A 23698-nucleotide genomic window follows, 5' to 3' on the forward strand; every position below is an offset into this window, starting at 1 on the left:
CGGCGTGACGATGCTGCCGGCAGGCCAGGGCCCTGTGCCCTCCCACGGAGCGCCGAAATGACCGCCGCCCGCCTGTCACTCGCCTCGCCGCGCGCGATGGCCGCCAATGTGCTCGGGATCGTGCTCGCCGGTGGCGAGGGGAAGCGGCTCTGGCCGCTCACCGCCGACCGTGCCAAGCCCGCCGTCCCGTTCGGGGGCCACTACCGGCTGATCGACTTCGTGCTCTCGAACCTGGTGAACGCGGGCATGCACCGCATCTGCGTGCTGACGCAGTACAAGTCACACTCGCTGGACCGCCACATCTCCACGACGTGGCGCCTGTCCAGCGTGCTCGGGCAGTACATCACCACCGTGCCGGCGCAGCAGCGACTCGGCCGGCGCTGGTACACCGGCAGCGCCGACGCCATCTTCCAGAGCCTCAACCTCGTCTACGACGAGCGTCCCGACTACATCGCGGTCTTCGGCGCCGACCACGTCTACCGGATGGACCCGGGCCAGATGCTCGCCCGCCACATCGAGAGCGGTGCCGGGGTCACGGTCGCGGGCATCCGGGTGCCGCGCGCCGAGGCCAAGGCGTTCGGCGTGATCAAGTCCGACCCCGACGGCCGCATCACCGACTTCCTGGAGAAGCCGTCCGACCCGCCGTCGGTACCGGGCGACCCGGACGTCACGTTCGCCTCGATGGGCAACTACATCTTCACCACGGAGGTGCTGCTCGACGCCCTCCGTGCCGACGCCGAGGACGGCGACTCCGACCACGACATGGGCGGCGACATCATCCCGAGGCTGGTGGGCCAGGGTGACGCAGCGGTCTACGACTTTGCCGACAACGTGGTGCCGGGTGCCACCGACCGCGACTCCGGCTACTGGCGTGACGTCGGCACCGTCGACGCGTACTACGAGGCGCACACCGACCTCGTCTCGGTCCACCCGATCTTCAACCTCTACAACGACCGGTGGCCCATCCGCACGGCGATGGCGCCCCTGCCGCCCGCCAAGTTCGTGGAGGGCGGCATCGCCCAGGACTCGATCGTCGGCGCGGGCACGATCATCTCCGGCGCCATCGTCCGGCGCTCGGTGATCAGTCCCGGCGTGCGCATCGACGCCGGCGCCGAGGTGTCCGACTCCGTGGTGCTGCCCGGGGTGCGGGTCGGGCGCGGAGCCGTAGTGCGGGGAGCGATCCTCGACAAGAACGTCGTGATCCCCGACGGGGCGCTCGTGGGCGTGGACCTCGGCCTGGACCGGGCCCGGTACACGGTCAGCCAGGGCGGCGTCGTCGTGCTGGGCAAGGGCGCCACCGCCCTCTGATCCTCAGCGCTCAGGCGTGCGGCGTGGCCTTCACCGCGGCCAGCAGGCCTGCGCCGAGGGGGAGCAGCACCGGCACCAGGCGGTCGTCGTCGCGGACCTGGCGGGCCACCTCGCGCAGCGCCACGGTGGCAGCGTCGGAGGCGTCAGGTTCGAGCACGCCCGCGGTGAGCACGCCGTGGAGTGCGACGATGCCACCGCCGCGGAGCAAGCGGACGGCCTCGTCGAGGTAGCGCGGCTGGTCGGCGGTGCCGGCGTCGACGAACACCAGGTCGTACGCGCCGTCGGTGAGCCGGGGCAGCACCTCCAGGCCGAGCCCGTTGATCAGCCGGAGCCGGGACGGCCCGTACCCGGCGGCGGTGAACGCCTGCCGGGCGGCACGTTGGCTCTCCGGATCGATGTCGATCGAGGTGAGGACACCGTCGGAGGACATTCCGCGCAGCAGCCACAGCCCGCTGACGCCGACCCCCGTGCCGATCTCGACGACCGCTCGCGCGGCGGTGCTGGCAGCGAGGAAGCGCAACCCGGCGCCCGCTCCGGGCCCGACAGGGGCGCTCCCCCGGCGTGCCGCAGAAGCCCGCGTGGCGACGAGTACGTCGTCCTCCGTGAGGTACCCCTCGACGTGCTCGCGCAACGCCCACGGGTCGGGAGCGCTGTCCGGGCGGCCGGTCATGGTCAAGAGGCTACTGTGCTGGCTCTTTCCCGCAGTGTGGGCCCGACCGTCGGGTGTGTCGGCCTCCGGGTCGCCTGAAGTTTCACAGGTTTCTCTCAGTCGACTCTCACACCCTCTTCAAGGCCATCAGGCACGGTAGGTTGCATCGGTCGGGGTCGTCGACCGATGGGGGGCCGGGGAATGCACACGTCCGGCGCTTCGTTGGTCGGAGGCACACCCGCCGCAGGAGGTTGACCCACGATGACCGACGGCTCCGCCACGCTGATGAGCGGTACGGTGCTGCCTGGTGAAGGTGTCGACTGGACCCCGCCCAGCTGGGATGACGTCGTCCGGGAGCACGCGGATCGGGTCTACCGCCTCGCCTACCGGCTCACCGGCAACCCGCACGACGCCGAGGACCTCACCCAGGAGACGTTCGTCCGGGTGTTCCGGTCGCTCGCGGCCTACAAGCCCGGCACGTTCGAGGGCTGGCTGCACCGCATCACCACCAACCTGTTCCTGGACATGGTGCGGCGTCGCTCGCGCATCCGCATGGAGGCCCTGCCCGAGGACTCGGACCGGCTGCCCGGCCGTGGCCCGGAGCCGGAGCAGGTCTTCTCCGAGACCCACCTCGACCCGGTACTGCAGGCCGCGCTCGATGAGCTGCCGCCCGAGTTCCGCGCCGCCGTCGTCCTGTGTGACGTCGAGGGGCTGTCGTACGAGGAGATCGGTGCCACCTTGGGCGTAAAGCTGGGTACGGTGAGAAGCAGGATCCACCGTGGACGGGCCGCTCTCCGCAGCGCCTTGGAACGCCACCGTGCGCTCGGGGTGCGTGACGGTGCCGCTGTCGCGGGAGGCTCCAACGCAGGAGTGCTGGAGGAGGTTCACGGGTGAGTGAAGGGCGCTGGCGCATCACGGTGACGCCCCCGAACTGGGGGCAGGATCATCTGTCGTCGGACGCCATCGTCGCCTACGTGGACGACGAGCTCTCCCACGGTGCTCACGCGCGGGCAGCCCAGCACATCGCCCGGTGCGCAGAGTGCGAGGCCCAGGTCATCGCCCAGATGCAGATCCGTTCGGCGTTGCGCACCGCGGGCGGGCCCATGCTGCCGTCCGCGCTGCTGCGCACCCTGCGCTCGATCCCGGAGAGTGCCACGCTCCCGCCGGCGCCGCCCGGGCTCGCCGTCACCTCTGACGGCCAGTTCGTCTCTGTACTGCGCCCCGTGCCCGACCCCACGCAGATGGCGGTCGACGCCGACCCTGCCCAGGGCACGGCCACCGCACACAGCGTGCATCGCAGGTCATCCGGACGCTCCCCGGTCCAACGCCGCATCCGCGTCGGCACCGGCGTGGCGGTCTCCGGTCTCGCCCTCGGTGCGCTCGCCTACGGCCTGCCCTCCGCGTCCAGCGGCCCGGCGACACCCCCGGCGAGCGGTGCCTTCGGCGGCACAGTGCTCAGCGGCGGCACCGCGAGCGTCGTCGACACGGAGGGCGCCGGAGTCCTGGACGCTCAGATGCGGCTGGAGCGCGCTGTTCCACTGGGTCCCGAGAAGACGTCGGAGACCGACAGCGACTACCTCCGCAACCGGCTCGACGTGCTTCCGCGTTCGTTCCACGGCCTGCCCTGACCGGTACTCGGCGACGTGACCCGTCCTGGCTACGCGGACTTCACCGCCGCTGGGGCAGGGTGGTGAGCGGTACGGTCGGCACACCTCAGGAGCCTGCAGCGCGATGGACGAACGCAGCCCGGTGACGCGTTCGAATGATCGCGCGGGCGACGAGCCCCCACGGCTCGGGCCACGCCCGTTGGAACGCGTCCCCGTCGATCCCGGCGCAGCCGCGGTGTTCGGGCGCCCGGACGGCGTCGACGGCGGTTTCGCCGCCCCGCTGTCCGAGTCGTCGAACGGCTCGTCCCCCTCTCTCGCCACACCTCCGCCCGCCGCTCTGGCCAGCGCCTTCGGCCGGCCGGCACCGGACACGCCCGCGTTGCAGCGGCCGCCGGGCGCTGGTGGGAACGGTTCAGGACCGGACGATGCCTTCTGGGCCGACGGCGCCGACCGCGACCCGTGGCGCGACCCGGAGAGCCCCGTCGCGCTCGGTCCGCCCGCCGCATCGGAGCAGGCGCCGATTTCCGCGCCTGCCGGTGAGGGTGCGCGGCTCAGCGTGCGGGAGCTGTTGTTCGGCAAGCGGGTGGATCCACGGGCACTGGCGGCCCTCGCCATCGTCGCGGTGCTGATCGGTGCGGCGGGCGGGTTCGTGGGCCGGTTGACGGCCGAAGGTGCCAACGGCCTCACCGATCCCGACCCGACGATCACGCAGACCCTCCAGGCGAAGGAACGTCCGCCCGGCTCGGTGGCCGACATCGCGGCCCGCACCGTGCCCGCCGTCGTGTCGATCGAGATTCGTGTCGGCCAGGAGGGCGGCACGGGCTCCGGCGTCGTCATCGACCCGGCGGGTTACGTGCTCACGAACAACCACGTGGTCGCCCCTGCCGCCGACGCGAACGGCGCGCAGATTGAGGCGATCTTCCACGACGGCACGCGTAGCCCTGCGCGGATCGTCGGGCGGGACCCGAAGACCGACCTCGCCGTCGTGAAGGTGGACGTCGCGAACCCCGTCGTCGCCACGATCGGTTCGTCGGCAGGGCTGGTCGTCGGCGACGGCGTGATCGCCATCGGCTCGCCGTTCGGGCTCGTCGGCACCGTCACGGACGGCATCGTGAGCGCGCTCAACCGCCCTGTGCGGCTCGACAGCAGCGGAGCCGACGCCAACGCGGTCATCGACGCGATCCAGACCGACGCCGCCATCAACCCCGGCAACTCGGGTGGTCCACTCGTCGACTCCACCGGCGCCGTCGTGGGCATCAACACAGCGATCCGGAGCGTCGGGACTGGCGAGGGCGGGTCGATCGGCCTGGGCTTCGCCATCCCGATCGACGATGCCCGCGCGATCGCCGACGAGCTGATCCGCACGGGCGTGGTCACCCACGCCGAGATCGGGATCAACGCCCGGTCGGTCACCGACGGCACCACCGACGGTGCTCAGGTGCAGAACGTGCAGCAGGGCGGGGCGGCGGCCGCCGCCGGGATCGTCGAGGGCGACGTGATCGTCAAGGTGGGGAACCGGCCGATCGCCGGCGCGGACGAGCTCGTCGTCGCGGTACGGGAGCACAACCCGGGCGACTCGGTGCCGGTCGAGCTGATCAGGGAGGGCAGGCCGCTGACCGTGTCAGTGGTTCTCTCCTCCGACTGACCGTAAAGGCCGCGCTGCTCATATCGTGTTCGCCCACCGGACGTATGGCGCCCGTACGATGGTCTCGTGTTCGACAGCGTCGGCTGGGGCGAGATCCTCGTGTTGGTCGTGGCCGGGCTGTTCATCCTCGGTCCCGAGCGGCTTCCGTCCGCCGCGGCCTGGGTGGGCCGCTCGGTGCGGCAGGTCAGGGAGTTCGCGAACGGGGCGCGTGATCAGCTCCGTGGCGAGCTCGGCCCGGAGTTCGACGAGCTGCGCAAACCGCTCGAGGAACTGCGTGGGCTGAGGGATCTCCATCCCCGCAACGCCGTGCGGCGCGCGCTCTTGGACGACCCGGATCCCAAGCCCAATGGATTCGCGCCCGCACCGGGCCTGTCGGCGAGCAACGGCACCCCGCAGCCTCATCCGGCCGCGCCTCCGTCGCGTCCCATGCTGTCGAAGAACGAGCGGCCCCCGATCGACCCGGACGCCACCTGATCACCCCGTTGATGAGCTGAGCGTCATCTCCCTTGCGGGGCGACTGCGTCAGCGATAGCGGCGGTGTCCCAGTAGAACGGGCGGATCTCGGTGATGCGGCCCGCCTCCACGGCGATGGTCTGCAAGATCGGGAAGCGGAGTTCGCGGCCGGTGGCGCGGGCTCGCGCCTTGACCTGCGTGAGCACGACGACCGGTACGTCCACGGCCAGGTAGTCCTGCTGGAGCATCTCGAACACCTCCCACGTCCTGCTCATCGCGACGAAGAACCGCTCGATGCCCTCGTGGCCGCGCCAGGTGCCGCCGTACGGGAGCGCCTCGGCCTGATGCAGGACGACGTCCGGGGCGAAGAACGGTGCGAGCGGCTCGAAGCTCGCCGCGCCTGCTCCGCCTGCGGCGAGATACTCCGCTTCGGCCGCGTACATCCCCGTCAACACGGTCATCGCCTCGCTGGTCGCCGTGGCACTCATGGCGCCAGCGTGGCCGCTCGCGCCGGACGGATCCGGCGGTAATCGGACGTCGCGCCGGTCAGCCGGCGGCCCGGCCCGGCCCGGCTGCCTGTTGGAAGGCATGGGCGGCCGCGAGCACCGCGTTGTCGGCGTGGCGCGGTCCCACGATCTGCAGTCCGACGGGCAGGCCGTCCGAGGTGAATCCGCACGGCACGCTCGCCGCCGGCTGCTGGGTCATGTTGAACGGGTAGGTGAACGGCGTCCACGACGTCCAGCGCTTGCGCGGCCACCCCGATGGGACCTCCACGCCCGCCTCGAAGGCCGGGATCGGCAGCGTCGGGGTGAGCAGCAGGTCGTAGCGCGAGTGGAACTCGCCCATCAGCGTGCCGAGATCGTTGCGCACGGCCATGGCGTCGACGTACTCCAGGGCTGTGGCACCGGCCATCCGCTCGGCGCTCTCGACCAGCCCGGGGTCCATCGTCGCCCGCTCCGCCGGCCCCAGGTGCGCCATGGACTTCGCGGCGCCGACGAACCAGAGCAGCTCGAAGGCCTCCACCGGGTCGCCGAATCCCGGGTCGGCCTCGTCGACCTCGGCTCCCATGGCACGGAACACCGCGACCGCGGCGGTGAAGGCTGTCGCGACCTCGGGGTGCAGGTCGACGTACCCGAGCGTGGGGCTGGCCGCCACCCGCAGCCCGGCGACGGGTGTGTCCAGCGCGGCGACCGCCGAGTCGGTTGGCGCGAGTGCCCAGGGATCCCGTGTGTCGACGCCCGACATCACGTCGAGCAGCAGCGCCACGTCGGCAGCGGTGCGGGCCATCGGCCCGATGTGGGCGAGTGTGCCGAACGGGCTCGCCGGGTAGGCCGGCACCCTCCCGTAGGTGGGCTTGTGCCCGGTGATGCCGCAGAACCCGGCCGGGATCCGCACCGAGCCGCCGCCGTCGGTGCCCAGGCTGAGCGGTCCCATACCGAGTTGGATCGCTGCGGCGCTGCCGCCGGAGGAGCCGCCCGCGGTGCGGTCCGGATTCCACGGGTTGCGCGTCACCCCGGTGAGCGAGCTGTCGGTGACGCCCTTCCAGCCCAGCTCCGGCGTGGTGGTCTTGCCGAACAGCACGCCGCCGTGGTCGCGCACCCTGGCCACCGAGGGCGCGTCGACGTTCCACGGTCCGTTCCGGTCGATGGTGCGGGAACCACGCAGCGTCGGCCAACCGTCGGTGAGCAGGACGTCCTTGATCGAGACCGGTACGCCGTCCAGCAAGCCGACGGGCTCGCCCCGTGCCCACCGCTCCTCGGACCGGGCGGCACTCGCGAGCGCCGCGTTCTCGTCGATCAGGCAGAAGGCGTTGACCTCGCCGTCCCGCTCCGCCACACGGTCGAGGACCGCCCTGGTCGCCTCCACCGGGGACAGCTCGCCCGCCCGGTAGGCGGCCAGCAGTTCGGTGGCGGTGAGGTCGGCGGCCGAGCGGGACCGATCACCGATCGCCCCACCGCCGACGGCGCCCGCGGTCGCTCCACTCATGACGTTCCTCCGGTCACGTAGCCCAAGGTCTTGTCGACGACGTTGCGCAGCGGTTCTCCCGCGCGGTAGCGGGCGAGGTTCTCGGCGAACACCTCCATGAGCTCCTCGCGCCACCCGAGCACGTCGCCGGACATGTGCGGCGAGACGATCACGCCGGGGAGATCCCACAGCGGACTGTCCGGAGGGAGCGGCTCGCCCGCGAAGACGTCGAGGGCGGCGCCGGCGATGTGTCCGCCGCGCAGCGCGTCCACCAGGTCGGATTCGACGACGAGCCCGCCGCGGCCCACGTTGATCACGCGTGCCGACGGGCGCAGAGCGGCGAGCGCGGCCGCGTCGAGCATGCCGCGGGTGGCATCCGTCAGCGGCGCCGCGAGCACGAGCCAGTCGGCACGGGGCAGCAGACCGGGGAGCGCACCCGCCTCGTGCACCCCCTCCGCCGCGCTGCGGCCGACCAGCTCCACCCGCATGCCGACGGCCGTGAGCATCCGGGCGATCGCGCGTCCGATCGGTCCGCCGCCCACGACGACCGCGCAGGTGCCTGCCACGCGCTCGCTGTCGCGGTGGCGCCACTCGCGCCGCTGCTGGGCGGCGAAGGTGGTGGGGAGGTCCTTGGCCATCGCCAGCACGAGTCCGAGCACGTACTCCGCCATGGGCCCGTCGAAGACGCCGCGGGAGTTGGTGAGCGTCACCGCGGAGTCGAGCAGTTCGGGGAAGATCAGCCGGTCGACGCCGGCGCTGGCGGTGTGCACCCAGCGCAGCGCGTCCGCCGCGGGCCACGCGTGACGCACCGCGTCCGAGGTGAAGTCCCAGACGAGTAGCACCTCGGAGCCGGGAAGGGCGTCGCTGAGCGTCTTGTCGGTCGCGAAGCGAACCTCGTCGCCTTCGAGGCCGGGCGGGCGATCCCCCGCGTGCAGTACCGTGATCGTCGGGTGCGACCGCTGACCTGGGGAAACGGGCAAAACGGATACCTTCCCAGTCGGAGGCCGACTGTTGACACGCTAGGAAGCTCTCGTATTATTGTCAACAATCCGCGGTGTTGCGGGACCCGTCGGATGGAGTCGCTCATGCCGAAGTTCCTCCGCATCACTCTGGCTCGCCGCGGCGTCTCGTGTGTGGCAGAGCTGCTCGAGAAGGATGCTCCGCGCACCTGCGCCGCGGTCTGGGACGCGCTGGCCGACGGGCCGCTCGGCGGCGAGGCCCAGCATGCCAAGTACGCGCGCAACGAGGTGTACACGATGGTGCCTCGCTTCGCGCAGATCGGCCGCGAGAACCCCACGGTCACCCCGATCCCGGGCGACGTCTGCCTGTTCGATTTCGCAGGCGGGATGCTCGACGCCGCGTTCAAGGCCGACCAGGGAATCGACGCCGACGACGGCGCCATCGACCTCGCGATCTTCTACGGCCGCAACAACCTCCTGATCAACGGCGACGTCGGCTGGGTCCCCGGCAACGTCTTCGCCACGATCGTCGAGGACCTCGCCCCGATGGCCGAGGCGTGCCACGACGTGTGGCGCTCGGGCAGCGCCGGCGAACGGCTGACGTACGAACGTTTCGATCCGGACATCCGGTAGGCAGCCATGCCCACCGAGCTGTCGGTGGGGCTCGCCGAGCCTGCTCATCAGCACGGCATCGGCGTGGTCGCACCCTTCGACTTCGCGCTCGACCGCGAACTGTGGCGATGGGTCCCCGAGGACGTCTCGCTCTACCTCACGAGGCTCCCGTTCTTCACCACACCGGTCACCGTCGAGATGGCGGTGGCGTGTGGCGACCGGCGCGCACTGCGCCGTGCCACGCGTGATGTCCTCACACCGGAACCGGCGGTGGTCGCCTATGCGTGCACGTCGGGCAGCTTCGTCGAGGGCGCCGCGGGCGAGGAGGTGCTCCGCCGCACGATGGTGGGTGCAGGAGCGCCCCTGGCCTGCACCACGTCCGGGGCGCTGATCGACGCGCTCAAGGTCCTCGGAATCACGCGACTCGCGATCGCCACGCCGTACGTCGAGCCGGTCACGCGCAGGCTCGTGAACTACCTCGTCGAGCACGGGGTGCAGACGGTGTCCTGCGAGGGGCTGGGGCTGCTCGGCAACATCTGGCGGGTCAGCTACGCCGAGATCGTCGAGATCGTGCGCTCCGTCGACGCCGACGACGCCGAGGGACTGTTCATCAGCTGCACCAACCTGCCCAGCTACGACCTCATCGAGCCGCTCGAGCTGGCGCTCGACAAGCCGGTGCTCACCGCCAACCAGGTCACCATGTGGGCTGCGCTGCGGTCGATGGGCCGGGAGGCGATCGGTGGTGGACGTCTGCTGCGCGCCGGGGTGCCCCACCTGGAACCGGGAGCGGCATGACCTCACCTGCACCGACAGTGGCTGTCGGCATCCTCTACCCCGGCTACTCCGCCGAGGACGACTACCCGTGCGCGGAGACGCTGCTCGGTACACCGGCGGTGCGGCTGCCGCTCGTCCACACCGAGATGCGCGAGGACGCCCATCGCGTCGACGCGCTGCTGGGCATCGGCGCCGACGACGTCCTCGCCGCGGGGGTCAGGGCGCTGCAGCAGAGCGGGGCGGGCCCGCTCGACTCGGTGATGTGGGCATGCACCAGCGGGAGCTTCGTGTTCGGTCGTGAAGGTGCAGCCGCGCAGGTCGCTGCGCTGGAGGCGGTGGCGGGGGTGCCGGCGTCGAGCACCTCGTTCGCCTTCGTCGACGCCTGCGCGCGCCTCGGCGTCACCAGGGTCGCGATCGGCGCCACCTATCCCGACGAGGTGGCGGAGCGATTCGTGGTGTTCCTCGCCGGCGCAGGCATCGACGTGCTCTCGCTGTCGACGCGCGGGATCGTCACAGCGGCCGAGGTCGGCACGCTCCCGCCCGCCGCCGTGCTGGAGTTCGCGGCGGCCGCCGACCATGCCGACGCGGAGGCCGTGCTGCTGCCCGACACCGCGCTGCACACGATCGCGCAGCTCGACGCGCTCGACGACCGCGTCGGCAAACCGGTGCTCACGGCCAACCAGGTGAGCATCTGGCAGGGTCTGCGGCTCGCGGGTGCCGACACCCCGCGCGCCGGGCTGGGTAGCCTGTTCGCCCACACCGCCACCGGTTCGACCAGCCGGGCGTGATGGGAGGACCGGGTGGACCTGAGTGATCTGGAGCCGGTGGAGCGCCGCTCCACCGCCGCGATCGTCGCCGACCGGATCCGGGAAGCGATCATGCGCGGCACCCTGCCGCAAGGCGCCCAGCTGGGTGAGGTCGAGCTCGCCACGCGGCTCGGCGTGAGCCGGGGTCCGCTGCGAGAGGCGATGCAGCGGCTGGTCGCCGAGGGGCTGCTGCGCAGCGAACGGCACCGCGGGCTCTTCGTCCGTGACCTCGACGAGGCGGACGTGCGCGACGTCTACACGGCCCGCACCGCCGTCGAGCGCGCCGCCGGCCTGCTCGTGATGGCCGGTGACCGCGCCGCTGCCGCCGACCGCCTGACCGCGGCTCTCGATGCGATGGAGGAGGTCGCGGACGACCCCGTCGCCCTGGCGGACGCCGACCACGCGTTCCACGCCGAGTTCGTCGCGGCGTCGGGCAGCCCGCGGCTGCTGAGGATGGCCGACGCGCTGCTCGTCGAGACCAGGATGTGCCTGGCCGCGCTGCAGGACACCGCGCCACCGGCCGACGCGCTGCTGGCCGAGCACCGCGAGCTGCGCGATGCCGTGCGCGACGGCGACGCCGAGCGACTGGCCGTGGTGCTGGAGGAACACATGGCCGACGCGGTGGAGCGCATCCTCGCGCCGCGCGCCGCGGCGCCGTCGCTCACCCCGGCCAAACCGCCGTCGATCGCCACGGCCACGCCGCCGCCCGCGGTTCCCGCCTGACCCGCACCACCGCGGGGCGTCCGGCGGTCGATGACTTCCGGCGGTGGCCGTGGTCAACTCGGGCATGAGCATCTCCGACGCCGTCCCAGCTCCCGCAGCGCCGATGACCTTTCTCGTGGACGGGGCCATGACCGGCCAGTTCGAGGGCCGCGACCACGGCGGCACCGTCTCCGTCATCCTCGTCAGCACCGACCAGCCAGGGGCCGGGCCTGCGCTGCACCAGCACCCCTACGACGAGACGTTCGTGGTGCATGGTGGCGAGGCGGAGTTCACCGTGGCCGGCCGGGTGCAGGTCGTCCGTTCAGGCCAGGTCGTCGTCGTCCCGCCGATGACCCCGCACAAGTTCACCAACATCGGCACCGCGCGGTTGGTGATGACCAACATCCACGCGAACGATCACTTCATCACGGAGTGGCTGTAGCAGCGCTCCCGGATTCCGGGCGGGGGGACTATGCTCCCTGATTGTCGACAATTGACAATCCTTGAGGAGGGCGCATGGCTCAGCTGTCCCCGGCTCTGACGCAGGCCACACCGGTGCTGGCAGCCCGAGGTGAGGGCGTCCATCTGATCGACACGGAGGGGCGTCGCTACCTGGACTTCACGGCCGGCATCGGCGTCACCAGCACGGGCCACTGCCATCCCCGTGTGGTTGCGGCGGCTCAGGAGCAGGTGGCCACCCTCATCCACGGCCAGTACACGACCGTCATGCACCAGCCGCTGCTGCGGCTCGCAGAGCGCCTGGGAGACGTGCTGCCGGCAGGACTGGACAGCCTGTTCTTCGCGAACTCGGGCAGCGAGGCGGTCGAGGCGTCGGTGCGGCTGGCCCGCCAGGCCACCGGCAGGCCGCTGATCGTCGCCTTCGAGGGCGGCTTCCACGGGCGCACGATGGGCGCGGCCGCGCTCACGACGTCCGGAGCGAAGATCCGGGCCGGCATCGGGCCCATGATGGGCGGCGTCGAGTTCGCCCCGTTCCCCTATGCCTTCCGCTACGGCTGGAACGAGGAGGAGACCGTCGCGTTCTGCCTGCGTGAGCTCGACCGGCTTCTCGTCACGGCGGCCCCCGCTGCCGACGTCGCGGCCTTCCTGGTCGAGCCGGTGCTCGGGGAGGGCGGTTACGTGCCCACCCCACCCGCCTTCCTCGCCGGCCTGCGGGAACGGGCCGACGCACGCGGGATCCTGCTGATCGCCGACGAGGTGCAGACCGGTTTCGGCCGGACCGGCCGGTTCTGGGGCCACGAGCACACGCCGGGCGTCCGTCCCGACATCCTGATCACGGCGAAAGGCCTCGCCAGCGGCTTCCCGCTCTCCGGGATCGCGGCCTCCACCGAGCTCATGAGCAAGGCGTGGCCGGGCTCGCAGGGCGGCACGTACGGCGGCAACGCGGTGGCCTGCGCCGCGGCGCTCGCCACCATCGACGTGATCGAGGAGGAGGGTCTCGTCGCCAACGCCGCCGAGCAGGGGGTGCGCCTGCTGGAGGGCGCACGCAAGGTGGCTGCCGACCACACACGGGTCGCCGACGTCCGCGGACTGGGCCTCATGGTGGGCAACGAGTTCTGCACGCCGGATGGCTCGCCCGACACCGCCGCCGCCACCCGTGCCCATGCCGCGGCCGCCGAGCTCGGGCTGCTGCTGCTGACGTGTGGGCCGTACGCGAACGTTGTACGGATGATCCCGCCGCTGATCGTCACCGCCGCGCAGGTCGACGACGCGATCGGGATGTGGGCTGAGGCGCTGCGCGCCGCCGCGTAGCGTTTCCTGCATGTGTGACGAACATGGGGGTCCGGCGGAGGCGCTCGCTGCCGCTCCGCGGCTCGCCGAGGGAGCCGCGGTCGATCCGATCGCGCTGCAGCCGGTGGACGAGGTGCGGATCACCACGCTCGTCGACAACATGTTCGACGCACTGCTGGGCAGCGACGAGCGGGTTTCCCGGGTGAGCCCTGGTCTCGCCTGGGAGCCCGCCGCACAGTTCGAGGGCAGCCGCACCGACCCGGGCCTGCGTGCCGAGCACGGGTTCGCCGCGCTCGTCACGGTGCGCCGTGGCACGAGCACCACCACCCTGCTGTTCGACACCGGGCTGAGCGTCGACGGCATGGTCACCAATGCGTCGCGGATGGACATCGACCTGTCCGACGTGCACGGCGTGGTGCTCAGTCACGGCCACTTCGACCACGCCGGGGGCCTGGTCGGGCTCGCCGGGCGGCGCGGGGCGCGGGCACTGCCGATGGTGCTGCACCCCGGCGCCTGGACGCGCAGACGGCTGTCCCTGCCGAACAACCACATCTTCGAGATGCCGACGCTGAGCAGGCGCGCCCTGGAAGGAGAGGGTTTCGAGGTGGTCGAGCGCCGGGAGCCGTCGCTGCTGGTCGACGACTGCGTGCTGATCACCGGGGAGGTCGACCGCACCACGGAGTACGAGCGCGGGATGCCGCCGCCCCACCAGGCGTGGACGGGTTCCGGCTGGGAGCACGACGCCCTGGTGCCGGACGACCAGGCTCTGGTGGTGAACGTCCGTGACCGCGGGCTCGTGGTGCTCACCGGCTGCGGGCACGCCGGCGCGATCAACATCGTGCGGCACGCGCAACGGCTCACCGGGGTGGACCGCCTGCACGCGCTGCTCGGCGGCCTGCACCTGAGCGGCCCGTTCTTCGAGCCGGTGATCCCGCCGACGGTCGCCGCGCTCATCGAGCTGGCCCCGGCGATGGTGGCGCCGGGCCACTGCACGGGCTGGCGGGCGCAGCACGCGCTGGCCGCGGCGTTGCCCGACGCCTGGCTGCCGAGCAGCAGCGGAAGCACGTACCGCCTCGCGGCGTAAGCATCTCGGCAGCTGTGGTGTAGATCACACTTGCTCGGTTACGGTGGCGCTTCCACTCCGGGAGGTGCCCGATGACCCGCAAGGACACCGCGGTGCCGATGCACCGGGTCGCGATCGCGTCGTTCGCGGGCACGACGATCGAGTTCTACGACTTCTTCATCTACGGCACCGCCGCCGCTCTGGTGTTCGCGCCGGTGTTCTTCCCGGCGCTCGGGGCGGCAGCAGGCACGGTGGCTGCGTTCGCGACGTTCGGCGTCGCGTTCTTCTTCCGGCCGGTCGGCTCCATCCTCTTCGGCCACTTCGGCGACCGGCTCGGGCGCAAGCGCACCCTGGTCGCCACCCTGCTGCTGATGGGGCTGTCGACGTTCGCCATCGGCCTGCTGCCCTCCGCCGAGATGATCGGCGTGCTCGCGCCGGTCGTCCTCGTGGTGCTGCGTGCCCTGCAGGGTCTCGCCGTGGGCGGCGAGTGGGCGGGTGCCGCGTTGCTCACCACGGAGTACGCCCCCGCGCACAAGCGCGGGCTCTACAGCATGTTCCCGCAGCTGGGCCCGGGTATCGCGCTGGCGCTCTCCTCGGTGACCTTCCTCGCCACCACTCTCACCCTGAGCCCGGAGGCGTTCCGGGAGTGGGGCTGGCGGCTTCCGTTCCTGATCAGCATCCTGCTTGTCGCCGTCGGGCTCTACATCCGGCTGAAGGTCGACGAGACGCCGGTGTTCCGTCAGGTCGAGTCACGCAACGAACAGGTGCGCCTGCCGTTCGCGACGGCGCTGCGCCACCAGTGGCGCGAGGTCCTGCTGACCGGCGGCACGCTGACCATGATCTTCGCGTTCTTCTACATCGGCTCGGTGTACCTCATGAGCTATGCGAGCTCCACCCCTGGTCACGGTGTGCTCGGGCTCTCCCGGCCGACGGTGCTCGTCGGCGCCCTGATCGGCGCTCTCGTGTTCGCCGCGACGTGTGTGCTCTCGGCGTTGTGGTCAGACCGGTACGGCAGGCGGCGCGTGATCCTCGTCGGCAACGTGCTGGCCGTGGTGGCCGGGCCGCTGGCCTTCGTGATCATGCAGCCGGGCAACGCCGTGTCCTTCGTGGCCGGGATGGTGCTGCTGATGGTGGTGGTCGGCATCCCCTACGGGCCCGCCGCCGCCTACCTGCCGGAGATCTTTGCCGCCCGGTACCGCTACACCGGGGCCGGGATGGGCTACAACCTCGCGGGGATCGTCGGCGGCGCCATTCCGCTGATCGTGGCGCCGCCGCTGACCGCGGCGTTCGGTGGCATCGGTGTCGGGATCTACCTGGCAGCACTGGGCCTGCTCAGCGTGCTGTGCGTCCTCGTCCTTCCCGAGACGAAGGACGAGGTGTTGGACGGCACGGTGCCGGCATCTGCTCCGGTCTGAGGGCTACTGCTTGCGGACCGGGCTGATGTTCAGGCTCATTCCCGCGAGCCCGCGCGCACGCGTGGTGAGCCTGTCGGCCACCCCGCGCAGGGCCACGGCCGCCGGTGACTCCGGCTCGGACAGCACGATCGGGGTGCCGGAGTCGCCGCATTCGCGCAGGCGCGTCTCCAAAGGCACCTGACCGAGCAGCGGTACCGGGGCGCCCAGGGTGCGGGTGAGGGAGTCGGCCACCGTCTGGCCGCCGCCTGCACCGAAGACCTCCATGCGGGTGCCGTCCGGAAGCTCCATCCACGACATGTTCTCGACGACGCCGGCGAGCCGCTGGCGGGTCTGCAGGGCGATCGACCCAGCCCGCTCGGCCACCTCGGCCGCAGCCATCTGCGGTGTGGTGACCACGAGCAGCTCCGCGTTCGGCACGAGCTGGGCCGTGGAGATCGCGATGTCACCCGTGCCGGGCGGCAGGTCGAGCAGCAGGACGTCGAGGTCGCCCCAGAACACGTCGGCGAGGAACTGCTGCAGCGCGCGGTGCAGCATCGGGCCGCGCCACACCACGGCGTCGTTGCCAGGGGTGAACATGCCGATCGAGATGACCTTCACGCCGTGGGACTGCGGCGGCATGATCATGTTCTCGACCTTGGTGGGCCGCGCGGACGTGCCGAGCATCCGGGGCACCGAGTGGCCGTAGATGTCGGCGTCGACCACACCGACGGAGAGGCCCTTGGCCGCCATCGCAGCCGCCAGGTTGACGGTGACGGACGACTTGCCGACGCCGCCCTTGCCGGAAGCCACGCAGTAGACGCGGGTGAGCGAGCCGGGCTGCGCGAACGGGATGACCGGCTCGGCGGAGTCGCCGCGCAGGCCGCGGCGCAGCTGGGTGCGCTGCTCGTCGTTCATCACGTCGAGCTCGACGTCGACACCGGTGATGCCCTCGACGGCGGACACCGCTGCGGTGACCCGCTTGGTGATCGTGTCGCGCATCGGACAGCCCGCGACGGTGAGGTACACCCCGATCTGCGCACGACCGTCGGCGAGCACCACGACGCTTTTCACCATGCCGAGCTCGGTGATCGGGCGGTGGATCTCCGGGTCGTCGACGGTGGCGAGCGCCGCATGCACGGCCTGCTCGGTGGTGGTGGTGTTGCCGGTGGTGGACATCAGAGGTTCCGCTGCACCTTCCTGCGACTTTGCTTGCACGTGACCTTGCCACGACCGTTTCCATGTTACGTCTGTGCTGTTGCGGTGCGACGTCCGTAGCATCGTCCGCCGTGACGGACACCGCCGCCCACGCGCCGCCCGCCCAAACCCCTGCGCGGACGGGACGCCACTCACCCACCCGCGAGCAGCTCGACTCGTGGCGCACGTTCCTTCGGGCACACGCCACGATCACCCGCGCTCTGGAGACCGAGCTGGTAGCGGAGCAGAAGCTCTCGCTCGCGGCGTACGACGTGCTGGTGCAGCTCGCCGAGGCTCCCGACCGGCGGCTGCGGATGACGGAGCTTGCCGATGCCGTGCTCCTGTCGCGCTCCGGCGTGACGCGGCTGGTGGACAGGCTGGAGAAGTCCGGCCTGGTCGCGCGTTGCCCGGTGGAGAGCGACGGGCGCGGCGTCGCCGCCGAGCTCACCCAGGCCGGCCTGCTCCGCCTGCGCACGGCGTCGCGCACCCATCTCTACGGGATCGTGCGGTACTTCGTCGAGAAACTGGACGGTGAGGAGCTCGGCGCCCTGGAACGGATCAGTCGTCGGCTGGCTGAGTGACCGTGGCCGCGGCCCCATCGGTGTCCTGGCCACGCCGGGACCGATCCGTGCTCGTCCGGCCGGGGCGAGCCTTGTCGGGGCGAGCCTTGTCCGGCGCAGCCCTGTCCGGATGGGTCTTCCCGTTGATCCTGTCGGCGAGCCGCTCCAGCTCGCTACGCAGGTAGTCCCTGGTGGCCACCTCGCCCAACGCGATCCGCAGGGCGGCGAGCTCTCGCGCGAGGTACTCGGTGTCGGCTTTCGTCTGTGCCGCGCGAGCGCGGTCCTCCTCGAGTGACACGCGGTCACGGTCGTCCTGCCGGTTCTGCGCCAGCAGGATCAGGGGCGCCGCGTAGGCCGCCTGCGTGGAGAAGGCCAGGTTGAGCAGGATGAACGGGTAAGGGTCCCAGCGCCAGGCGACGGCGGAGAGGTTCAACGCGATCCACACGAGCACGATCAGGCTCTGGATCACGAGGAAACGGCCGGTGCCGAGGAAGCGGGCGATGCGCTCCGACAGCCGGGGGAACCAGTCCGGGTCGACCTCGAAGCGGGTCCTGCTGCTGCGCGGCTGGTCGAGCCTGCGGGACGTGATGATCTCAGGCATCCGCCACCTCGGATTCAGCGTCGTCGGGCTCCCGGTCCGACGCCACGTCGGGGTCGTTCAGCCGGTCGCGCCAGTCGGGCGGGAGCAGGTGGTCGAGCACGTCGTCGACGGTGACGGCCCCGAGCAGGTGGTCCTCGCTGTCGACCACGGGCCCCGCCACCAGGTTGTACGCGGCGAAGTAGCGGGTGATCTCGCCGAGTGTCGCGTCCGGGGTGAGCCGCGCCAGCTCGGCGTCCACCACCCCGGCGACGAGCTCGGACGGAGGCTCCCGCAGCAGGCGCTGCGCGTGCACGCACCCCAGGTAGCGCCCTGTCGGGGTCTGGGAGGGGGAGCGGCAGACGAACACCATGCTCGCCAGCGCGGGCGGAATGTCGGGGTTGCGGATCCGGGCCAGTGCCTCGGCCACCGTGGCGTCCGGGCGCAGGATGATCGGTTCCGGGGTCATGAGACCACCCGCGGTGTCGGACGAGTACCTCATCAGCCTGAGCACGGGGGCCGACTCGTCGGGCTCCATCAGCGCCAGCAGCGCGTCGGCGTCGGCGTCGGGCAGCTCGTGCAGCAGGTCGGCGGCGTCGTCGGGTGACATCGCCTCGAGCACGTCGGCGGCGCGCTCGGAGTCGAGGTGCCCGAGCAGCTTGCGCTGCTCATGCTCGGACATCTCCTCGAACACGTCGGCGAGCCGTTCGTCGTCGAGGCCGTCGATCACCTCGTGCTGGCGTTTCGCGGGCAGCTCGGAGAGCGCGGTCGCGACGTCCGCGGGACGCATCGTCTCGAAAACGGCCAGGAGCCCGGCGGTGCCCTGCCGGTCCGAGAGCGACAGACCGGTGACAGCGCTCCATTCCACGACCTGGACCGGTCCACGCCGGGCGAAGCCGTGGCGGCGCGCGCGCAAAGCGAGCCGCCCGACCACCCAGTCCCGCCTGCGGTTGGGCTCGATCGCGGCGTCGACGACGACGGCTTCCTCGCCGCTCTCGGCCAGCTTGACCGGGGCGTCGATCAACTGGCCGACGAGCAGCGTCTCGTTCGGGCGCTGGGCGAAGCGACGCAGGCTGACCCGCCCCGTGGCGAGTGTGACGGCGCTCGGGTCGATAGTGGTGACCCGCAGCATCGGGACGAAGATCCGCCGCCTGGTGGCAAGCTCGACCACCATGCCGAGCACGCGCGGCGGGCCGGCATCGACGCGCAACGAGGCCACGAGGTCGCGCACCTTGCCGATGCGCTCGCCGTCGGGCCCGAAAACGGCCAGCCCGCTCAGGCGTGCGACGAAGATGCGTTCGGTGCTCACAGGGAAAGACTAGGGCGGATTCCGGATCCCGTTTCGGTACGACGTGCTCTCGGTGCGTCTCGACAGGGCTCGAGTGCGTGGTCGAGCACCCCGGACCTGGCGCGGTGGGCTCGAATATTACGATTGGTAGACGGGCATAAGGCCTGCCGCCATCACATTTCGGCGGGTTTTGATTGCCGATCTCTTCGTCGACCGGCGTCGCCCGCGCTGTATTCGGCCCACCGGGCTTTCCGTCGGCGCCGGGCGGGCGTCGGCCAGACTGCACCCATGATCCCCATGCGGTACGACGTGCTCGACGTCTTCACCGATGCCGCGTTCGCCGGCAACCCCCTCGCGGTGGTGCACGGCGGCGTCGACCTCTCGTCCGTTCAGATGCAGGCGATCGCCGCGGAGTTCGGCCTCTCGGAGACCGCGTTCCCGCTCCCGCCGACCACCGCAGAGGCCGACTACCGGCTGCGCATCTTCACGCCCGCGAAGGAGTTGCCCTTCGCAGGTCACCCCAGCGTGGGCGCGGCATGGCTGCTCGCGCAGAAGGGCCTCATCAGCACCGGCGACGTCGTGCAGGAGTGCGGGGCCGGGCTGCTGCCGGTGCACGTGGACACGCACGGTGCGCAGGTGAGCGGCGGCGCCCCCGTCGTCGGGCCGGTGCTGGACGGTGCGGCGCTCGCGGTCGCGGTCGGCCTGCGCCCCGAAGACGTCGAGCCCGGGGTGCCGGCCGGCGTGGCCGCGGCAGGCGTGCCCTACGCCGTTCTTCCCGTGCGCGCGGACGCCGTGGCGCGTGCCGTCGTGCCGAACCCCGCGGCCCTGCGCGAACTCGCATCGGATCTCGTGGGCGTCGCGGTCGTGTCCTACGACCGCACGGCCTGGCAGGCCCACATGCGGATGTTCGCCCCCGAAGCCGGCGTCACCGAGGACCCCGCCACGGGGTCGGCGGCCGTGGCGCTCGGTGTGTTCCTCGTCGACCGCGGGGTGCTCCCGGCCGACGGGCAGTCCGGCTTCCTCGTGGCGCAGGGAGCGGAGATCGGACGACCGTCGCACCTGGCGGTCGTCGTGCAGGCAGCCGGTGGTGTGGCGCAGGCGACGTCGGTGCGCGGCGGGGTGGTTGCCATCGCGCGTGGCGAGCTGCTCGCCCTTCCCTGACGGGGGTCAGCCACCCGACCGGTGAGAACCGGATCACCCCACCCCGCACATCCGGCGGCGACGTGCCAGCATCGTCGGAACCCGGCCGTCTCGATGCCGACGTCGACAAGGAGTCGCCCGTGAACGAGCCCGCGAACGCAGCAGCCACTCCTGCGCGGTCCGGCGAGGGTGTGGCCGGCACGGGGATCCGGGCCCGCCGGTCCTGCCTCGCCGTGCCCGGCTCCAGCCAGAAGTTCATTGACAAGGCCCGCACACTGCCCGCCGACCAGGTGTTCCTCGACCTGGAGGACGCGTGTGCGCCCCTGGCCAAGCCGGAGGCCCGCAAGACCATCGTCGCGGCCCTCAACGAGGGCGGGTGGGGTGAGCGGCTGCGTGTGGTCCGGGTGAACGACTGGACGACCGAATGGACCTACCGGGACGTCACGGAGGTCGTCGAGGGGGCGGGCGCCAACCTCGACGCCGTCATGCTGCCGAAGGTGCAGACGCCCCAGCAGATCGTGGCGCTCGACATGCTGATCACCCAGATCGAGAAGACCATGGGCTACGAGGTCGGGCGGATCGGTATCGAGGCGCAGATCGAGAACGCGCTCGGCCTCACCAACGTCAACGCGATCGCCACGGCGTCGCCGCGGGTGGAGACGATCATCTTCGGCCCGGCCGACTTCATGGCGTCGATCAACATGAAGTCACTGGTGGTGGGGGAGCAGCCCCCGGGTTACGACGTGGGCGACGCCTACCACCACATCCTCATGAGTATCCTCATGGCTGCCAGGGCGCACGACAAGCAGGCGATCGACGGCCCGTACCTGCAGATCAAGGACGTCGACGGGTTCCGCCGGGTGGCCGGGCGGTCCGCCGCGCTCGGGTTCGACGGCAAGTGGGTGCTGCACCCCGGCCAGATCGACGCGGCCAACGAGACCTACAGCCCACGGCAGGAGGACTACGACCACGCCGAGAACATCCTCGACGCCTACGACTGGTACACCTCGGAGGCGGGCGGGAAGCGGGGGGCCGCGATGATCGGCGACGAGATGATCGATGAGGCGTCCCGCAAGATGGCGCTCGTGATCTCCGGCAAGGGCCGCGCCGCCGGCATGCAGCGCACCGACCGCTGGACCCCGCCGGAGTCCTGACCAGGCCGGCCGTCCTCATCCGGACTCTGGTGAGGACGTTCACATCCCGACCATGTGCTCGGTATGTCATGCAGGGGGATACTTCTTCACCACCAGTCCAGCGCCGGGACGTCTGCATCCCCGGTGGCCCGAGACGCCTGCCAGGAGGAACGCCATGGCCCGGCTCGCCCAGACCGCCGGTCTCACCGAGATCCAGCAGGAGATCCTGTCCACCGTCAGGACGTTCGTGGACAAGGAGATCATCCCGCACGCCACCGCTCTCGAGCACGACGACACCTACCCGCAGGACATCGTCGACGGGATGAAGGAGATGGGCCTGTTCGGGCTCACGATCCCGGAGGAGTTCGGCGGGCTCGGTGAGTCGTTGCTGACGTATGCGCTGGTGGTGGAGCAGATCGCCCGCGGGTGGATGAGCGTCTCCGGAGTGATCAACACCCACTTCATCGTGGCGCACATGATCACCCATCACGGCACCGACGAGCAGAAGCAGCGTTACCTGCCCCGGATGGCCACGGGCGAGGTGCGCGGGTCGTTCTCGATGTCGGAGCCGGATCTGGGCTCCGACGTGGCGGCGATCAAGACCAAGGCCGTGGCCGACGGTGACGACTTCGTCATCGACGGCGCCAAGATGTGGCTCACCAACGGTGGCACGTCCAACCTCACGGCCGTGCTCGTGCGCACCGACGAGGGCGCTGACCGCCCCCACCAGAACCTCACCTGCTTCCTCGTCGACAAGCCGGAGGGTTACGGCGAGGTCGCTCCCGGGCTCGTCGTGCCGGGCAAGATCGACAAGATGGGCTACAAGGGCGTGGACACCACAGAGCTGGTGTTCAAGGGCCACCGTGTGGCGGCCGGCCAGATCCTCGGTGGCAAACGCGGCGGCGGCTTCGCCCAGATGATGGACGGTGTCGAGGTCGGCCGGGTGAACGTCGCGGCCCGCGCGTGCGGCATCTCGATCCGTGCCTTCGAGCTCGCCGTGGAGTACGCGCAGCAGCGCAGCACCTTCGGCAAGCCGATCGCCGAGCACCAGGCCATCGCGTTCAAGCTGGCCGAGATGGCCACGAAGGTCGAGGCCGCGCACCTGATGATGGTCAACGCGGCACGGCTCAAGGACTCCGGGGAGCGGTTCGACGTCGAATCCGGCATGGCCAAGCTGCTGGCCAGCGAGTACTGCGCGGAGGTCACGCAGGAGTCGTTCCGCATCCACGGCGGCTACGGGTACTCCAAGGAGTACGAGATCGAGCGGCTCATGCGGGAGGCGCCGTTCCTGCTGATCGGCGAGGGCACGTCGGAGATCCAGAAGACGATCATCAGCAGGGGGCTGCTGAAGGAGTACAAACTCCGCTGATTCTGCAGTTGCGGCAGGGTCGGCGGAGACTTGAGGTGGTCGTCGAGACCACGTCGTGACACTCCAGGGCACCGGTAGCCCCGGTTTCGTGTGATCATCCGGGGAACGGGCACTTCGTCCCTGGTTCTGGCGTTGGCATGCTGTGGACCCATGACCGCCAGGAGTCCCGACATCGAGCTAGAGGAGGCCCCGTGACCACACCGTTCGGCGGCCCCGCGCGCACCGCGCCCGGCCTGCCCAATCTGCCGACCCCGCCCACCGGATGGCCGGTGGGTTCCTACGCCACGTACGAGGAGGCACAGCGGGCCGTCGACCATCTCGCCGATGCGGACTTCCCTGTCCGGGACGTCACCATCGTCGGTGTCGACCTGATGCTCGTAGAGCGGGTGATCGGCCGTCTCACCTGGGGCCGCGTACTGGTCTCCGGCGCCGCGTCCGGTGCGTGGTTCGGTCTGTTCGTCGGCCTGCTGCTCAGCCTGTTCACCGCAGGCGGCTCGTCCTTCGGGCCGATCCTCGTGGGTCTGGCCAGCGGTATCGTGTTCGGCCTCGTCTTCGCGGCGGTCGGTTACGGCGCCTCGAAGGGACGCCGCGACTTCACCTCGGCCAGCCAGATGGTGGCCGGCCGGTACGACGTCCTGTGCCAGCCGCGCAACGCCGAGAAGGCCCGCGAACTCCTGGCCAAACTGGCGATGGGCACCAAGCCCGCCTGACCTCTGGCGGGCGCCAGAGCACTACATCTCGTTCCCGTCTC

General features: G+C 71.0%; 25 protein-coding genes. 18 read left to right on the top strand and 7 right to left on the bottom strand.

Annotated features, from left to right (window positions below):
- Window positions 1–57 precede the first annotated feature (57 nt).
- A complete protein-coding gene (gene glgC, locus MMF94_RS21115; protein ID WP_241038832.1) occupies window positions 58–1308 on the top strand; it encodes a glucose-1-phosphate adenylyltransferase in 1251 nt (416 codons plus the stop codon).
- 10 nt (window positions 1309–1318) lie between these two features.
- On the opposite strand, the gene MMF94_RS21120 is transcribed toward glgC, so the two are convergent.
- Window positions 1319–1978, bottom strand: a complete 660-nt coding sequence (locus MMF94_RS21120) for an O-methyltransferase (RefSeq protein WP_241038833.1) — start codon at window positions 1976–1978, stop codon at window positions 1319–1321.
- Between the two features lie 240 nt (window positions 1979–2218).
- Here MMF94_RS21120 and sigE point away from each other — a divergent pair, with 240 nt between their 5' ends.
- The 4 genes from sigE to MMF94_RS21140 all read left to right on the top strand — a co-directional run bounded on the left by sigE (window position 2219) and on the right by MMF94_RS21140 (window position 5683).
- Window positions 2219–2851, top strand: a complete 633-nt coding sequence (gene sigE, locus MMF94_RS21125) for an RNA polymerase sigma factor SigE (protein ID WP_241038834.1) — start codon at window positions 2219–2221, stop codon at window positions 2849–2851.
- The gene (locus tag MMF94_RS21130; protein ID WP_241038835.1) at window positions 2848–3585 is read left to right on the top strand and encodes an anti-sigma factor family protein; all 738 of its coding nucleotides are present in this window, start codon (window positions 2848–2850) and stop codon (window positions 3583–3585) included. The genes sigE and MMF94_RS21130 overlap by 4 nt, the downstream gene beginning before the upstream one ends.
- A 103-nt stretch (window positions 3586–3688) precedes the next feature.
- Entirely contained in the window at window positions 3689–5209 is a 1521-nt protein-coding gene (locus tag MMF94_RS21135) for a S1C family serine protease (RefSeq protein WP_241038836.1), read from the top strand.
- A gap of 66 nt (window positions 5210–5275) precedes the next feature.
- Window positions 5276–5683, top strand: a complete 408-nt coding sequence (locus MMF94_RS21140) for a sec-independent translocase (RefSeq protein WP_241038837.1) — start codon at window positions 5276–5278, stop codon at window positions 5681–5683.
- A 23-nt stretch (window positions 5684–5706) separates the two neighbouring features.
- Here the strand turns inward: MMF94_RS21140 and MMF94_RS21145 are convergent, their stop codons facing one another.
- Genes MMF94_RS21145 through MMF94_RS21155 form a run of 3 tightly spaced genes read right to left on the bottom strand, consistent with a single transcriptional unit; the run spans window position 5707 to window position 8607 of the window.
- A complete protein-coding gene (locus MMF94_RS21145; RefSeq protein ID WP_241038838.1) occupies window positions 5707–6150 on the bottom strand; it encodes a nuclear transport factor 2 family protein in 444 nt (147 codons plus the stop codon).
- A gap of 58 nt (window positions 6151–6208) precedes the next feature.
- Window positions 6209–7648, bottom strand: a complete 1440-nt coding sequence (locus tag MMF94_RS21150) for an amidase (protein ID WP_241038839.1) — start codon at window positions 7646–7648, stop codon at window positions 6209–6211.
- Window positions 7645–8607: a D-2-hydroxyacid dehydrogenase gene (locus MMF94_RS21155; RefSeq protein WP_241038840.1), complete on the bottom strand. Its 963-nt coding sequence runs from the start codon at window positions 8605–8607 to the stop codon at window positions 7645–7647. The genes MMF94_RS21150 and MMF94_RS21155 overlap by 4 nt, the downstream gene beginning before the upstream one ends.
- Before the next feature lie 105 nt (window positions 8608–8712).
- On the opposite strand from MMF94_RS21155, the gene MMF94_RS21160 reads away from it, so the two are divergent.
- The 8 genes from MMF94_RS21160 (at window position 8713) to MMF94_RS21195 (ending at window position 15707) form a co-directional block, all read left to right on the top strand.
- Window positions 8713–9219 carry a DUF3830 family protein gene (locus MMF94_RS21160; protein WP_241038841.1) on the top strand — a complete coding sequence of 169 codons (507 nt, stop codon included), beginning with the start codon at window positions 8713–8715 and terminating at the stop codon, window positions 9217–9219.
- Between the two features lie 6 nt (window positions 9220–9225).
- Window positions 9226–9993, top strand: a complete 768-nt coding sequence (locus MMF94_RS21165) for a maleate cis-trans isomerase family protein (RefSeq protein ID WP_241038842.1) — start codon at window positions 9226–9228, stop codon at window positions 9991–9993.
- Window positions 9990–10760 carry a maleate cis-trans isomerase family protein gene (locus tag MMF94_RS21170; protein ID WP_241038843.1) on the top strand — a complete coding sequence of 257 codons (771 nt, stop codon included), beginning with the start codon at window positions 9990–9992 and terminating at the stop codon, window positions 10758–10760. Before MMF94_RS21165 ends, MMF94_RS21170 begins: the two co-directional genes overlap by 4 nt.
- A 12-nt stretch (window positions 10761–10772) precedes the next feature.
- The gene (locus tag MMF94_RS21175) at window positions 10773–11501 is read left to right on the top strand and encodes a GntR family transcriptional regulator (RefSeq protein ID WP_241038844.1); all 729 of its coding nucleotides are present in this window, start codon (window positions 10773–10775) and stop codon (window positions 11499–11501) included.
- 43 nt (window positions 11502–11544) lie between these two features.
- A complete protein-coding gene (locus MMF94_RS21180) occupies window positions 11545–11922 on the top strand; it encodes a cupin domain-containing protein (RefSeq protein WP_241038845.1) in 378 nt (125 codons plus the stop codon).
- Between the two features lie 74 nt (window positions 11923–11996).
- Complete coding sequence (locus MMF94_RS21185) at window positions 11997–13250, top strand: aspartate aminotransferase family protein (protein ID WP_241038846.1); 1254 nt, start codon at window positions 11997–11999, stop codon at window positions 13248–13250.
- Window positions 13251–13260: 10 nt separating this feature from the next.
- Window positions 13261–14313 carry an MBL fold metallo-hydrolase gene (locus MMF94_RS21190; protein WP_241038847.1) on the top strand — a complete coding sequence of 351 codons (1053 nt, stop codon included), beginning with the start codon at window positions 13261–13263 and terminating at the stop codon, window positions 14311–14313.
- Between the two features lie 71 nt (window positions 14314–14384).
- Window positions 14385–15707, top strand: coding sequence for an MFS transporter (locus MMF94_RS21195; protein WP_241038848.1), 1323 nt, complete (start codon window positions 14385–14387; stop codon window positions 15705–15707).
- A gap of 3 nt (window positions 15708–15710) precedes the next feature.
- Here the strand turns inward: MMF94_RS21195 and MMF94_RS21200 are convergent, their stop codons facing one another.
- Window positions 15711–16862, bottom strand: coding sequence for an Mrp/NBP35 family ATP-binding protein (locus MMF94_RS21200; protein ID WP_241038849.1), 1152 nt, complete (start codon window positions 16860–16862; stop codon window positions 15711–15713).
- A gap of 110 nt (window positions 16863–16972) precedes the next feature.
- Between MMF94_RS21200 and MMF94_RS21205 the strand changes: the two genes are divergently transcribed.
- Window positions 16973–17461: a MarR family winged helix-turn-helix transcriptional regulator gene (locus MMF94_RS21205; RefSeq protein WP_241038850.1), complete on the top strand. Its 489-nt coding sequence runs from the start codon at window positions 16973–16975 to the stop codon at window positions 17459–17461.
- Here the strand turns inward: MMF94_RS21205 and MMF94_RS21210 are convergent.
- Complete coding sequence (locus tag MMF94_RS21210) at window positions 17439–18041, bottom strand: DUF1003 domain-containing protein (RefSeq protein WP_241038851.1); 603 nt, start codon at window positions 18039–18041, stop codon at window positions 17439–17441. The two genes, MMF94_RS21205 and MMF94_RS21210, sit on opposite strands and share 23 nt — an antisense overlap.
- The gene (locus tag MMF94_RS21215; RefSeq protein WP_241038852.1) at window positions 18034–19326 is read right to left on the bottom strand and encodes a magnesium transporter MgtE N-terminal domain-containing protein; all 1293 of its coding nucleotides are present in this window, start codon (window positions 19324–19326) and stop codon (window positions 18034–18036) included. Before MMF94_RS21215 ends, MMF94_RS21210 begins: the two co-directional genes overlap by 8 nt.
- Before the next feature lie 267 nt (window positions 19327–19593).
- On the opposite strand from MMF94_RS21215, the gene MMF94_RS21220 reads away from it, so the two are divergent.
- The 4 genes from MMF94_RS21220 to MMF94_RS21235 all read left to right on the top strand — a co-directional run bounded on the left by MMF94_RS21220 (window position 19594) and on the right by MMF94_RS21235 (window position 23657).
- Window positions 19594–20466: a PhzF family phenazine biosynthesis protein gene (locus tag MMF94_RS21220; RefSeq protein WP_241038853.1), complete on the top strand. Its 873-nt coding sequence runs from the start codon at window positions 19594–19596 to the stop codon at window positions 20464–20466.
- A gap of 170 nt (window positions 20467–20636) precedes the next feature.
- The gene (locus MMF94_RS21225; RefSeq protein WP_241038903.1) at window positions 20637–21599 is read left to right on the top strand and encodes an HpcH/HpaI aldolase/citrate lyase family protein; all 963 of its coding nucleotides are present in this window, start codon (window positions 20637–20639) and stop codon (window positions 21597–21599) included.
- 154 nt (window positions 21600–21753) lie between these two features.
- Window positions 21754–22947 carry an acyl-CoA dehydrogenase family protein gene (locus MMF94_RS21230; protein WP_241038854.1) on the top strand — a complete coding sequence of 398 codons (1194 nt, stop codon included), beginning with the start codon at window positions 21754–21756 and terminating at the stop codon, window positions 22945–22947.
- Window positions 22948–23138: 191 nt separating this feature from the next.
- Window positions 23139–23657, top strand: a complete 519-nt coding sequence (locus MMF94_RS21235) for a general stress protein (protein WP_241038855.1) — start codon at window positions 23139–23141, stop codon at window positions 23655–23657.
- Window positions 23658–23698: the final 41 nt, after the last annotated feature.

It is taken from the genome of Pseudonocardia alaniniphila, assembly GCF_022524485.1.
Lineage (GTDB): Bacteria > Actinomycetota > Actinomycetes > Mycobacteriales > Pseudonocardiaceae > Pseudonocardia > Pseudonocardia alaniniphila.

What these genes read in the sequence shown, in the direction of transcription:
- glgC (WP_241038832.1), top strand. Translation starts at nt 58, where the DNA reads ATGACCGCCGCCCGCCTGTCACTCGCCTCGCCGCGCGCGATGGCCGCC.
- MMF94_RS21120 (WP_241038833.1), bottom strand. Translation starts at nt 1,978, where the DNA reads ATGACCGGCCGCCCGGACAGCGCTCCCGACCCGTGGGCGTTGCGCGAG.
- sigE (WP_241038834.1), top strand. Translation starts at nt 2,219, where the DNA reads ATGACCGACGGCTCCGCCACGCTGATGAGCGGTACGGTGCTGCCTGGT.
- MMF94_RS21135 (WP_241038836.1), top strand. Translation starts at nt 3,689, where the DNA reads ATGGACGAACGCAGCCCGGTGACGCGTTCGAATGATCGCGCGGGCGAC.
- MMF94_RS21145 (WP_241038838.1), bottom strand. Translation starts at nt 6,150, where the DNA reads ATGAGTGCCACGGCGACCAGCGAGGCGATGACCGTGTTGACGGGGATG.
- MMF94_RS21150 (WP_241038839.1), bottom strand. Translation starts at nt 7,648, where the DNA reads ATGAGTGGAGCGACCGCGGGCGCCGTCGGCGGTGGGGCGATCGGTGAT.
- MMF94_RS21160 (WP_241038841.1), top strand. Translation starts at nt 8,713, where the DNA reads ATGCCGAAGTTCCTCCGCATCACTCTGGCTCGCCGCGGCGTCTCGTGT.
- MMF94_RS21165 (WP_241038842.1), top strand. Translation starts at nt 9,226, where the DNA reads ATGCCCACCGAGCTGTCGGTGGGGCTCGCCGAGCCTGCTCATCAGCAC.
- MMF94_RS21170 (WP_241038843.1), top strand. Translation starts at nt 9,990, where the DNA reads ATGACCTCACCTGCACCGACAGTGGCTGTCGGCATCCTCTACCCCGGC.
- MMF94_RS21185 (WP_241038846.1), top strand. Translation starts at nt 11,997, where the DNA reads ATGGCTCAGCTGTCCCCGGCTCTGACGCAGGCCACACCGGTGCTGGCA.
- MMF94_RS21190 (WP_241038847.1), top strand. Translation starts at nt 13,261, where the DNA reads ATGTGTGACGAACATGGGGGTCCGGCGGAGGCGCTCGCTGCCGCTCCG.
- MMF94_RS21195 (WP_241038848.1), top strand. Translation starts at nt 14,385, where the DNA reads ATGACCCGCAAGGACACCGCGGTGCCGATGCACCGGGTCGCGATCGCG.
- MMF94_RS21200 (WP_241038849.1), bottom strand. Translation starts at nt 16,862, where the DNA reads ATGTCCACCACCGGCAACACCACCACCACCGAGCAGGCCGTGCATGCG.
- MMF94_RS21210 (WP_241038851.1), bottom strand. Translation starts at nt 18,041, where the DNA reads ATGCCTGAGATCATCACGTCCCGCAGGCTCGACCAGCCGCGCAGCAGC.
- MMF94_RS21220 (WP_241038853.1), top strand. Translation starts at nt 19,594, where the DNA reads ATGATCCCCATGCGGTACGACGTGCTCGACGTCTTCACCGATGCCGCG.
- MMF94_RS21230 (WP_241038854.1), top strand. Translation starts at nt 21,754, where the DNA reads ATGGCCCGGCTCGCCCAGACCGCCGGTCTCACCGAGATCCAGCAGGAG.